This window comes from Sphingobium naphthae (assembly GCF_043589935.1).
Lineage (GTDB): Bacteria > Pseudomonadota > Alphaproteobacteria > Sphingomonadales > Sphingomonadaceae > Sphingobium > Sphingobium naphthae_A.
Map to the genome: position 1 here is coordinate 1472968 of NZ_CP171454.1, position 11916 is coordinate 1484883.

Genomic DNA, 11916 nt, shown 5'->3' on the forward strand with positions numbered 1-11916 from the left:
GAGACTTTGAATATGCGTAAATCGCTCGCGGCCGTGCTGGCCGCCGTCAGCTTCACGTCCATCGCCGCCGCGCAGATCGCGCCGAGCGCACCCGCGGTGCCGCCCGCGCAAAGCGAAATCGGCGCGGCGGTCGCCAAGGACATGGACGCGATGATGGCGCTCTACCGCGATCTGCACGCCAATCCCGAATTGTCGCTCAAGGAAGTCAACACCGCGGCCAAGCTCGCCAAGCGGCTCAAGGCGCTCAAATATGACGTGACCGAAAAGGTCGGCGGGACAGGCGTTGTCGCGGTGATGAAGAACGGCTCCGGCCCGGTGCTGCTCATCCGCGCCGACATGGACGGCCTGCCGGTGGTCGAGCAGACCGGGCTGGAGTTCGCGTCCAAGGTGCGCACCAAGACGCTCGAGGGCGTAGAAACCGGCGTGATGCACGCCTGCGGCCACGACACCCATATGACCGCCTTCATCGAGACGGCTAAGCTGTTGGCGGCGCGCAAGAACGACTGGAAGGGCACGCTGGTCATGATCCTCCAGCCCGCCGAGGAAGTCGGCAAGGGCGCGCGCGACATGCTGGAGGACGGCCTCTACACCCGCTTCCCGCGCCCGACCCACGCCCTCGCCTTCCACGACGCGGCCAATCTAGAGGCTGGAGTGATCGGCTTCACGCCCGGCTATGCGCTGGCCAATGTCGACAGCGTCGACATCAACGTGAAGGGCGTCGGTGGTCACGGCGCCTATCCGCAGACCGCGAAGGACCCGATCGTGCTGGGATCGCGCATCGTCGGCACGCTCCAGACGCTGGTCAGCCGCGAACAGGACCCGCAGGATCCCGCCGTCGTCACCGTCGGCAGCTTCCAGGCCGGCGCCACGCACAATATCATACCGGATCAGGCCAAGCTGCTGCTGACCGTGCGCAGCTATTCCGACGAGACCCGCGAAAAGCTGATCGAAGGGATCAAGCGCGTGGCGCGGGGCGAGGCGATCGCCGCGGGCGTGCCGGACGACAAGATGCCGGTCGTCAGCGTGAAGGATGAATTCACCCCCTCCACCTACAACCCGCCCGAATTTGCCGAGCAGATGGCAGGCCTGCTCAAGACCCATTTCCCCGACGGTCGCGTGGTCCAGACCCCCGCCGTCATGGGCGGCGAGGATTTCGGCCGCTTCTACCGCGCGGACAAGTCGATCAAGAGCTTCATCTTCTGGGTCGGCGGCGTTCCCGCCGAGAAGATGGCGGCGGCCAAGGCCGGGCAGATCAGCCTGCCTTCGCTGCACAGCCCCTTCTGGGCGCCCCAGGCCGACAAGGTCATCGCCACCGCCAGCGAAGCGATGACCGTCCTGGCGCTCGACATATTGAAGAAGCAATGAGCGGACGGGGCGCTCGTCGGGGCGCCCCGTCCCCGCTGTTCTCAGGCGCCGAAGCCGCCGTCGATCGTGTGCATGGCGCCGGTGATGTAGGACGCTTCGGGGCCGGCCAGATAAGCCGCCATGCCCGCGATCTCCGTCGCCTTGCCATAGCGCTTGATCGCCATGAACGGCATGACCATGCCGGCGATCTCGCCATCGGCCGGGTTCATGTCCGTGTCGACCGGGCCGGGCTGGATGATGTTGACGGTAATGCCGCGCTCGCCCAGATCCCGCGCCAGGCCGCGCGCCATACCCTGCAGCGCCGATTTCGTCATGGCGTAGGCTGCCGCCCCGGCGAAGGGGACCGCGTCGCCATTGACCGATCCGATAACGATGATGCGCCCGCCCTCGGCCATGGTGCGCGCCGCCTCCACCGCGGCATGATAGGGCGCGCGGACGTTGATATCGATCATCCGGTCCACCGCATCGGCCTCGAACGTCAGCGGATCGCCGATCATCGCGACGCCGGCATTGACGATCAATATGTCGAGCGGCCCTTGCTGGGCCACTACGTCGACCACCTGCTGCCGGTCGGCGGCGTCGGACCGGATCGCCGTCGCCCCGGTTTCGGCGCTCAGCGCCTGCGCCGCGTCATGCGATCCGGAATAAGTGAAGGCCACATGCGCGCCGTCCTGCACGAACCGGCGCACGATGGCCGCGCCGATGCCGCGGCTGCCGCCGATGATGAGGGTCTTCTTGGAATGGAGGTCAGTCATGCTGTCTTCCTTGAGAATTATGTAGAGATCGCTATATAAATTCAAGGAGGGGCCGTTCAAGGATAATCATAGTGACCGATACAGAAAAAATCCGGAAGCGTGGGCGCCCGCGCGCTTTCGACCGGGACCAGGCGCTCAACCAGGCGCAGGCGCTATTCCACGTCCATGGCTATGAGGGCGTAGGCGTAGCTGCGCTGGCCAGCGCCATGGGCATCAATCCGCCCAGCTTCTACGCCGCCTTCGGCAGCAAGGCGCAGTTGTTCGATGAGATATTGGCGCGCTATGCCCAGGCTTCGCCGCTGCTGGACGTGCTGGACCTGCCCGGCATTGACCCTGCCGCCGCGCTGGCGCGCCTGCTGCGCAATGCGGCGAGCGCTTATTCAGCCGATCCGGCCCAGGCCGGCTGCCTGGTGCTGGAAAATGGCCGCAGCACCGACGCCGACGCCGCCTGCCGCGCGCGGGATTGCCGCGACGCCAGCGTGGCGACGATCCGCGACTTCGTGGCTCGGTCGCATCCCGAACAAGCGCAGGTCGTGGCCGACTATGTTGCCGCCGTCATGTCCGGCCTGTCGAGCGATGCGCGCGCGGGCCATGCGACCGATCGTCTGATCGCCATCGCCGACATGGCCGCGCTCGCGATCCGCGCCATGCTGGAGCCCGAAGGACGCTAACGCGGCCGATGGCCCCTGCGCCACTTGGTCCACAAATGCCGCGCCAGCATCAGCGGCGGCATCCGCAACCAGTGCGAGCGCAGGTAAAAAGCGAAGACCAGCAGCTTGCGCGTCTCGCGCCCCCATCCGTCCCGGGCGAGCAGGCGCGCGCGCACGATCCGGTCCCATGGCGTCAAGGCCGCGCCGCCATCATAGAGCGCATCCGCCAGTCGCTGGGCCTGCCGCACATGCGCCCGCAGGCCATGCCGCGCCGCTCGCCCCTCGAGCGCGGCGCGGTCGATGTCGCGGAGCAGGCAGTGAATGTCCCAAAGATTGCGCAATCCCCCCTGCAGATCCCCGTCCGCCAGCATGTGGGCCGCGGCATGGATCACTCGATCCTCGGGCGAAAGCGCCCAAAGGCCATCCCCGATCGAAACCGCGTTCGCCAGCAAGGCCGCCGCATCCGGCTTTGGCCGCGCCGTCAGCGGGAGGATGGTGTGGTGCACGTCGATCATCCGGTCGCGCTCGGCATGGATCATCGGAGGCAGTTCATGCATCCACTGGCGATAATAAGCGTCATCATAGGCGTCTTCCTTCACCCATTCCCAGCCCGCCGCCATCAGCGCGCGCTCCACCGCCTCCATGGCGGCGCGCGGCACGAGAATATCAAGGTCGCCAATGAAGCGCCCCTGCCCTGCGACCAACTCCGCCGCCGCATAGGCCGTGCCCTTGAGTACGATCAGGGGCACGCCGATCGCGGACAGGGCATGGGCTGCGCGGTCCGCCTCCCACATCGCCTGCCGTGCCTCTCGTTCCGCATCCATCCGGGCGTCCTGCAGGATCGGCTTCACGCCGTGCGGCAGTTGCATCCCCTGGATCCGCCATGCCAGCGTCGCGATCAACCGTTCGGCCTTGGCCGCCGCCAGAAGGCGGTTCCAGCCCGCCCCGTCCAGCACCTCGACAGAAGCCGGATCGCGCAGTGCGCGGACCAGCAAGGCGGCGCTCATGCCCTGCCCTCCCACAGACGATCCACCATCTCGAAGGCGGCCTCGCCCGTCGGAAAGTCGATCGCGCAGGCCGGCACGCCAGTGACAAAGCGAGTGAGCGCGGCGAAGCCCGGCTCGCCCAGCGCGACATAGTTTGTGGAGGCCTGCGTCAGGCGCATGAACGCCTCCCCCTGCCCTACGGGGCGCAGAGCAACCTCATGCCCAAAGCGCGGAAAGAGCAGCAGCGCCGGCATCGCCCCTTCGCTCATGCGAGCGACCGCATCGGCGCGCGGCACCATATGGCGAATGTCCCCCTTGGCCGTCGCGCGCAGCAATGGGCCCATCCGGTCCGGCGTCACGGCGTCGGCCACCACGCCGATTGCCTGGTTCTTCAGCGACACGAGGCGTGGAAAGGGCAGGATCGCGCCGCTGTCGAGATCGAGCAGCGCGAATTCGTCCCCCATCAGCCGCCAGCCCCGCTCGCCGAGCAACGCCGCCAAGGTCGACTTGCCCGATCCGGATTCGCCGGTCATCACCAGCGCCCGGCCATCCTTCTCGACGCTCGACGCGTGAAGCAGCAGATGTCGCCGCCAGCCCAGCGCCATTTGCAGGTTCATCCCCATTTCCGCCGCCAGCAGCCCATGGGCCAGGCTCATCGGCGCGGCGTCCGCGAGGCCATGGTCGCCGGTGATGAAGATGGACGGCCGCACCCAACGCCGCAGCATGCTGGTCGGCTGGAGCCGGACGGTGAAGTCGGCGACCGTGCCGCCGCCATCGGGATAGGCAGCGTAGAGGCTCGCCAGCGCTTCAATCGGCGAGCGCCAGGCGGAGCCGATGCGAAAGCTTGCGGGACCGATCCGCAGGGTGAGGCCGTGCATCATGCCGCGCGCACCAGACCCAGCGCTTCGAGCGCCTGCAATTGCGCCCCGATCTGCGCGACGGCCACATCCGGCGGGCCCAGGTCATAGTCGCGCGCCAGCCGCGAATGAAGGTCGCTCGCGCTCAACGGCGCGCCGTCCGCCATCGCCTCCAGCATCTCCGGCACCGGGCTGATGACCATATGGGTCTGTCCGGACCGGACATGGTAGAGCAGCACCAGGTCATCGAGAGGGCAGATGCGGTAATGATCCCGCGGGTCGAGTCGGTAGATGCGGGTCCGGTCCAAAGCTGGCTCTTCCTGCGGCATGCCCCCGCCTTAGCGCAGGAGAGTAGCCAAGAGCCTAACGTATCAGGGAAGGACGGGCGAGGGCGACAATGCCGGCGCGGGTCGGCGGACGAGCGCCGCGAAGGCATCGAGATAGGCGTCGAGCGCTCGAGCCGCGCCATGTTCCCGCACCGCGGCCTCCAGCAAGGCGGGCGCAGCCGGACGCGCCAGCGTGCGCCCGATCGCGCGGGCCAGAGCGGCGGCATCGCCCACGGGCACCGGCGGATGCTGACCGGCGGCGGCCAGGACAGGCCGGATATTGGGTGTGCTGTCAGTCGCGACGACTTGTGAACCACAGGCCAGCGCCTCGATGAGCGTCGCGCATAGCCCTTCCCAACGCGAAGGCTGGAGCAGAAGATCGGCTCGGCCCATCAGCCTCGCCAGGCGCTCGGGATCCCCGACATAGCCCAAGAAGTCGACTCGATCGGCGATGCCGAGCGCCTGCGCCTGTCGCTCCAGCGCTCCGCGCAGCGGCCCTTCGCCCGCGATCGTCAGTCGCCAGTCGATATGTGCCAAGCGCGCCAATGCGTCGAGCGCGGTGGCATGATCCTTCTGCGTCACCAGCCGCCCCACCATCAGCAGGGAAAAAGGCGCGTCCGCCTCGCGCGGCCGGCGCAGCGCCCGCGCCTTCTCCATGGCTGGCGTCACAGTGGGTCGGGGCAACAGCCGCACCTCGCCGCTGGACGCTAGCAGCGCGCGGTCATGCTCGCCCATGACAATGGTGAGGTCGCTCAGCCGCGTGATGGCCCGGAACCGTTTCAACCGCGCCCAGGCGGCCATCACGCGCTGCCTGGGCCGGATGATCGGATTGGAAATGCGCGCGACCGACCGCGTCTGCGTGCCGGCGCAGGCAAGCGCCACCAGCATATTGCTCTGATTGCCGGCGGAATAGAGAATGTCGGGCCGATGCCGCTGCACCATCGCGCACAGAGCCGGATACTGGCCAATCATCGACAAACGCCGATGGCCGTTCAGCGCCGCTACCCGTCGCACTGGAACCCTTGAATCGATCAAATGAGCGCTGACGCCCTGCATGTGGGCCATCCACAATTCGACCCTGATGCCGCGTCGCGCCAAGTGATTCGCCAACAGGATTGCAACCCTGTCCAACCCGCCATCACCCGGCTGATAAAGATAGACCGCCACCGACAGATCGGCCGTCAACATGGCGCCTTGCTGATACATCTCGTCTCCGCCGCTCGCATGAACCTCAGCGGCTCGACGGCATCAACGCGCATGATCCGTATCGGGTCCGATTGCGAACGGTGGTTACGCTGCGCTCACCTTGCCCGAGCGACAACTCAGCGCGGCATCTGCAGCGATGCGTAGCAGGTAAAGCCGCTCGTTCCGGACTGAAGCCGGCGGATATAATTGAGATAGGCCTGGTTCTGATCGTAGCTGGTGCCCGGCAGGGGACGTCCGCGCAGCGCCTGCTTCACCTGTTCGCCGGTATAGCTGCGGCCAGTGCCGGGAAAGGCGCCGGGCGTGCCAGGCGGCACCACTTTCCCATTAGGCGCGATATAGTTGCCCGCCCGTCCCTGGTCGGGCACAGGGATGGTGCAGTTGAGGACCGACGCCGCCGTGTTCGCGAGCGCCGGGCGGATCGACACGATGGTGGACGCCGCGACCGCGCCCCCCATCAGCAACTGCCGACGCGACGCCACGCCGCCCTCCGCCAGCCGATCGGCAGCCGAGGGCTGTTGCGGCAAGGCGCCGTCCTGATCGGCCTTGGGCTCAGTCATATCGCTCCAATTCGCATCCGCCGCTTGCCAAAGCGTAAAGATTGCACGCTATTGGGGCAAGACACTCGCAGCAGATGCGCGACAAATCCAGTGCGGTAACCATGAATCGACTGAGCATATCACAGATCACCGCCTCCCTCGCCATGCTGTTGCTGGGGACGGGGGGCGCGCTGATGATGGGCGCGCATCCGATCAGCATCGCTCTGCCCGTGCTGGCGGGCGTGCTGGTGCTGATCATCACGTCGGGGGATGCGGGCCTGCGCCCGGCCGATTTGCCCGCGCCCGTCATGCCGGAGCAGCCTGACTTTGCCGCGCATCCTGATTTCCCGAGCCTGCTGGAAGGGATTTCCGATCCGCTGATGCTGGTGGAGAAAGGCCGGATCGTGCGCGCCAATCGCGCGGCGATGCGGCTGCTAGGCGCGCATATAGAAGGTGAGGACGCCCGCATCGCGATCCGCCACCCCGCCGCGGCCGAACGGCTCGCCAGCCTGGCTCCTTTGGCCGAACCAATCATGATCGAACTGGTCGGGCTCGGGACGCGCGAACAGCGCTGGCAGATGCGGGTTGCGCCCGTGGGCGCGGTCGACATGATGCGGCGGCTGGTTCATCTGGTCGACCATAGCGGCACTCACGCCGCCGAACGGATGCGCGTCGATTTCGTCGCCAATGCCAGCCATGAACTGCGCACCCCCTTGGCGGGAATATTGGGCTTCATCGAAACGCTGGCCGATCCCGAACTGGGCAAGGATGTCGAAACCCGCCAGCGCTTCCTCAAGATCATGGACGGCGAAGCGCGGCGCATGCAGCGGCTCATCGACGACCTCATTTCGCTGTCGCGCATCGAGGCCGAGAAATATCGCGCGCCCGACAGTCCGGTGGACCTGAGCGAACTGGTAGCCGAAGTGGTCGGCGTGTTCCGTTCCAGCCATGGCGAACGCGGCCGCGACGTCGAAATGGAAATCGCGCCTTCGCTCGGCCCGGTGCTGGGCGACCGCGCCCAGCTGTCTCAGTTGATCCACAATCTGATCGGCAATTCGGTCAAATATGGCCGCCCCGGCACGCCCATTCGGGTGACGCTGGCGGAAGGCCCCAGCGGCATGGCGAAGCTCTGCGTTACCGACGAGGGCGAAGGGATCGGCCCCGATCACCTGCCGCGCCTCACCGAGCGCTTCTACCGCGTGGATTCAGGCCGTAGCCGAGCGATGGGCGGCACGGGGCTAGGCCTCGCCATCGTCAAGCATATTGTCGAGCGGCATCGCGGGCGGCTGGACATTGCCAGCACCTTGGGCAAGGGCACCAGCATCTGCGTCCTGCTGCCACCGCCTGCGGAAGAAGCGTCTGCGCGGATGGACGAGAAGAAGCGCCCGTCTGCCCTTTCGGGCACGGTGTCATGAAAATGAAACCACAATGTCACAAAGGCGCGACGGTCCGCGACTAAGGCCCGGCTCCAAGGGGGGCGGCGGCATGCGACTCGCGGCTTTGACGATGGAGATACCAGTGAAAGCTTTCGCCTTGCTCGCCGCTGCCGCTACGAGCGTTCTCAGCCTCGCTGCCTGCGGCGATCAGATCGGCGGTGCCGGCGGCACGCGCGATCAGATTCGCGCGGTCGGGTCCTCTACCGTCTATCCCTTCGCTACGGCGGCCGCCGAACTGTTCGTCCAGAGCAATCCGGGCATGAAATCGCCGATCATCGAATCGACCGGCACCGGCGGCGGCATGAAGCTGTTCTGCGCCGGCGTCGGCGCCCAGCATCCCGATATCGAGGACGCGTCGCGGCGCATCAAGAAATCCGAATTCGACCAGTGCCAGGCCAATGGCGTCAAGGACATCATCGAGGTGCAGATCGGCGTCGACGGCCTCGCCTTCGCGGAATCGAAGGAAGGCCCCGGCCTCTCGCTGACGCCCAAGATCGTCTATGAAGCGCTGGCCGCCAACCCTTATGGCAAGGGGCCGAACAAGGCGCAGACCTGGAAGGATGTCGACGCCAGCCTGCCGGCCATTCCCATCTCCGTCTTCGGCCCGCCATCGACCAGCGGCACCCGCGATTCGCTCGCGGAACTCATTCTTGAAAAGGGCTGCCAGACCGATCCCGCCATGGAAGCGCTCAAGGAAAAGAGCGAGGACGACTATAAGGCGGCCTGCACCCGCATCCGCGAAGACGGCAAATATGTGGACTCGGGCGAAAATGACAATCTGATCGTGCAGAAGCTGGGCGCCAATCCCAATGCCGTGGGCGTGTTCGGCTTCAGCTTCCTGGAAGAGAATAAGGACACGCTCAAGGATGTGCCGATCAACGGCATCCAGGCAACCTATGAAACCGTTTCGACCGGGCGGTATCCCGGCGCGCGCCCGCTCTACATCTATGTGAAGAAGGCGCATATGCAGGCCGTCCCCGGCCTGCATGCCTATCTCAACACCTTCGCCGCCAATTGGGGTCCAGGTGGCGTGCTGGCCAAGCGCGGCATGGTCCCGGCGCCCGAGGATGTGCGCAAGAAGAATGCCGAGACGGTCAAGTCGCTGACCGTGCTCGATGGCGCCGACCTGAAATAAGCGAAGGCCAATGACCGGACCTGCCATTCTCCTGCTGCTCGCAGGCCTGGGCGCCATCGCCTGGGTCAGCGCGCGCGCGCGCGCCATGCGGCTCCAAACCGCCGCGCGGGCGACCGGACGGCGCGATGCCGTCCATTCCCTTCCCGGCTATCATGGCTGGTATGTCGCGCTGTGGGCGCTGATCCCCGCTGGCATTTTTCTCGCCGTCTGGGCCAATTTCGCGCCAGGGCTCGTGACGCAGTCGGTCTTGACCGATCCGGCGGCGCAGGGCCTGCCCGTCGACGGTTTCGCCCGCGCCGCCATCCTGGGTGAGGCGCGCGCCATCGCAAGCGGTCTTCAGGCGGGCGCCTTCAATCCGGCGAGCGAACCGCTGGTCGAACCCTATCGCACAGCGATGACCGAATATGGCATCGCCGGCGCGGTGTTGGCGCTGATCCTCGCCTTCGCCGGGGGCGCCTATGCCTTTACCCGCATCCGGCCGGAGTTCCGCGCGCGCACCCGGGTCGAGCGGCTCGTCATGATTTCGCTGCTGATCGCCTCGCTGCTGGCGATCGTCACCACGCTGGGGATCGTCGCGTCGCTGCTGTGGGAAAGCTTCCGCTTCTTCTCGATGGTCAACCCCATCGATTTCCTGTTCGGCCTCAAATGGTCGCCGCAATCGGCCGCCATGGGCTATGGCAATGACGATGCCTTTGGTGCGGTCCCGCTTTTCTGGGGCACCATCTTCATCGGCGCCATCATCGCCATGATCGTGGCGATCCCGCTCGGCCTGATGAGCGCCGTCTACCTGACGCAATATGCCAGCCCGGCCGTCCGCAAATGGATGAAGCCGATGCTGGAGGTGCTGGCGGGCGTTCCGACCGTGGTCTACGGCTATTTCGCGGCGCTGACCGTCGCCCCGGCCCTGCGGGATCTCGCCGCCTCGATCGGCATCCATGGCGCCAGTTCGGAAAGCGCGCTGGCGGCGGGCCTGGTCATGGGCGTGATGATCATTCCCTTCGTCTCCTCCATGGCCGACGACAGCATTGCCGCCGTGCCGCAATCGATGCGCGACGGCAGCCTGGCGATGGGCGCGACAACGAGTGAGACAATCACGCGCGTGCTCATCCCCGCCGCTTTGCCTGGCGTGGTCGGCGGCGTGCTGCTGGCCGTCAGCCGCGCGATCGGCGAGACGATGATCGTTGTCATGGCCGCCGGCCTGGCCGCGAACCTCACCCTCAACCCCTTCGCCAGCGTGACGACAGTCACGACCCAGATCGTCCAGTTGCTGACCGGCGACCAGGAATTCGACAGCGCCAAGACGCTTGCCGCCTTCGCGCTCGGACTTGTCCTGTTCGTTGTCACCTTGTTGCTCAACATCGTGGCCCTGCGGGTCGTGAAGAAATATCGCGAGGCCTACGAATGAGCTCGACCACATCTCCCGCCGAGCGGCTTCCCACCGACTGGAAGTCCGACGCGATGCGCAAGCGGATTGCGCGGCGCTACGCGGCCGAACGGCGCTTCCACTTGCTGGGCCTGGGCGCCGTGCTGCTGTCGGCCGCCTTCCTCGCTTTCCTGCTGGTGACGATGATGGGCAATGGCCTGCGCGGCTTCACCCGGACGGAGATCGCGCTGAAGGTCGATTTCCCCGCCTCGCCGCTGCTCCTCGATCCGCAGGCGATCACCAACGAGGCGCTGGCCAACGCCAATCTGCCGATGGTGACCAGCGCGGTCGCGGAAAAGATGCTGGGCAAGGATGCCGGAACTCTGCTGGCGCCCACCGCCTGGCTCAGCCTGCGCGACGCGATCAAGGCCGATCCCACCGTCCTCCACCGCACCGAGATCATCCGCGTGCCCGCTTCCACGGACATCGATCTGGCCGCCAATAGCGACGGGTCGCCAGAAGCCGAAGCGGCGGTCAAGCGGCTCAACCAGGCGGGCATTTTGTCGACCGGCTTCAACTGGAGCTTCCTGTCGGCCAGCGACGGCACGGACCCGACGCAGGTCGGCATTTGGGGCGCGTTCAAGGGCTCGCTGCTGACGATGATCGTCACCCTGGTGCTGAGCTTTCCGATCGGCGTGGCCACCGCCCTCTATCTGGAGGAATATGCGCCCAAGACGTGGTGGACCGACATCATTGAAGTGTCGATCAACAATCTGGCGGCGGTCCCGTCGATCATCTTCGGCCTGCTCGGCCTGTCGATCTTCCTCAACTTCCTGCACTTGCCCCGATCCGCGGCGCTGGTCGGCGGCATGACGCTGGCGCTGATGACGATGCCCGTCATCGTCATCGCCGGACGCAACGCAATCAAGTCGGTGCCGCCCAGCATCCGCGACGCGGCGCTCGGCATCGGCGCGTCGCCGGTGCAGGTCGTGTTCCAGCATGTGCTGCCGCTCGCCCTGCCCGGCATCCTGACCGGCACCATCATCGGCATGGCTCGTGCGCTGGGCGAGACCGCGCCGCTGCTGATGATCGGCATGCGCGCCTTCATCGCGACCCCGCCCGGCGGCGTCACCGATCCCGCGACAGTGCTGCCGGTGCAGATCTTCCTGTGGTCCGACGAAGTCTCCAAGGGCTTTGTGGAAAAGACCTCGGCGGCGATCATCGTGCTGCTCGTCTTCCTGCTGGCGATGAACGGTCTCGCCATCTACCTGCGCAACAAGTTTGAAAAACGGTGGTAAACA

Annotated in this window: 12 protein-coding genes; 6 read left to right on the forward strand and 6 right to left on the reverse strand. The window is 66.3% G+C overall.

Annotation, left to right across the window (positions count from 1 at the left end):
* The first annotated feature begins 12 nt into the window (after positions 1-12).
* A complete protein-coding gene (locus ACGGKE_RS07245; RefSeq protein WP_394441507.1) occupies positions 13-1365 on the forward strand; it encodes an amidohydrolase in 1353 nt (450 codons plus the stop codon).
* A gap of 41 nt (positions 1366-1406) precedes the next feature.
* Here the strand turns inward: ACGGKE_RS07245 and bdcA are convergent, their stop codons facing one another.
* Positions 1407-2120 (reverse strand): SDR family oxidoreductase, encoded by a 714-nt coding sequence (gene bdcA, locus ACGGKE_RS07250; RefSeq protein WP_394441510.1) that lies wholly within the window; start codon positions 2118-2120, stop codon positions 1407-1409.
* A gap of 71 nt (positions 2121-2191) precedes the next feature.
* On the opposite strand from bdcA, the gene ACGGKE_RS07255 reads away from it, so the two are divergent.
* Positions 2192-2791, forward strand: a complete 600-nt coding sequence (locus ACGGKE_RS07255; RefSeq protein WP_394441513.1) for a TetR/AcrR family transcriptional regulator — start codon at positions 2192-2194, stop codon at positions 2789-2791.
* Here the strand turns inward: ACGGKE_RS07255 and ACGGKE_RS07260 are convergent.
* The 5 genes from ACGGKE_RS07260 to ACGGKE_RS07280 form a co-directional block, all read right to left on the reverse strand.
* Positions 2788-3777: a nucleotidyltransferase family protein gene (locus ACGGKE_RS07260; RefSeq protein WP_394441515.1), complete on the reverse strand. Its 990-nt coding sequence runs from the start codon at positions 3775-3777 to the stop codon at positions 2788-2790. The genes ACGGKE_RS07255 and ACGGKE_RS07260 overlap by 4 nt on opposite strands.
* Positions 3774-4637 (reverse strand): HprK-related kinase A, encoded by an 864-nt coding sequence (locus ACGGKE_RS07265; RefSeq protein ID WP_394441518.1) that lies wholly within the window; start codon positions 4635-4637, stop codon positions 3774-3776. Before ACGGKE_RS07265 ends, ACGGKE_RS07260 begins: the two co-directional genes overlap by 4 nt.
* Positions 4634-4942, reverse strand: coding sequence for an HPr-rel-A system PqqD family peptide chaperone (locus tag ACGGKE_RS07270; protein ID WP_394441521.1), 309 nt, complete (start codon positions 4940-4942; stop codon positions 4634-4636). Before ACGGKE_RS07270 ends, ACGGKE_RS07265 begins: the two co-directional genes overlap by 4 nt.
* 42 nt (positions 4943-4984) lie before the next feature.
* Entirely contained in the window at positions 4985-6127 is a 1143-nt protein-coding gene (locus tag ACGGKE_RS07275; RefSeq protein ID WP_394441523.1) for a glycosyltransferase, read from the reverse strand.
* A 134-nt stretch (positions 6128-6261) separates the two neighbouring features.
* A complete protein-coding gene (locus ACGGKE_RS07280) occupies positions 6262-6702 on the reverse strand; it encodes a hypothetical protein (RefSeq protein ID WP_394441526.1) in 441 nt (146 codons plus the stop codon).
* Positions 6703-6803: 101 nt separating this feature from the next.
* On the opposite strand from ACGGKE_RS07280, the gene ACGGKE_RS07285 reads away from it, so the two are divergent.
* The 4 genes from ACGGKE_RS07285 to pstA all read left to right on the forward strand — a co-directional run bounded on the left by ACGGKE_RS07285 (position 6804) and on the right by pstA (position 11913).
* Positions 6804-8096 carry an ATP-binding protein gene (locus ACGGKE_RS07285; protein WP_394441529.1) on the forward strand — a complete coding sequence of 431 codons (1293 nt, stop codon included), beginning with the start codon at positions 6804-6806 and terminating at the stop codon, positions 8094-8096.
* Between the two features lie 91 nt (positions 8097-8187).
* The gene (locus ACGGKE_RS07290) at positions 8188-9252 is read left to right on the forward strand and encodes a substrate-binding domain-containing protein (RefSeq protein WP_394441799.1); all 1065 of its coding nucleotides are present in this window, start codon (positions 8188-8190) and stop codon (positions 9250-9252) included.
* A 10-nt stretch (positions 9253-9262) separates the two neighbouring features.
* Positions 9263-10657, forward strand: a complete 1395-nt coding sequence (gene pstC / locus ACGGKE_RS07295) for a phosphate ABC transporter permease subunit PstC (RefSeq protein WP_394441532.1) — start codon at positions 9263-9265, stop codon at positions 10655-10657.
* Positions 10654-11913 carry a phosphate ABC transporter permease PstA gene (pstA, locus tag ACGGKE_RS07300; RefSeq protein WP_394441535.1) on the forward strand — a complete coding sequence of 420 codons (1260 nt, stop codon included), beginning with the start codon at positions 10654-10656 and terminating at the stop codon, positions 11911-11913. The genes pstC and pstA overlap by 4 nt, the downstream gene beginning before the upstream one ends.
* Positions 11914-11916: the final 3 nt, after the last annotated feature.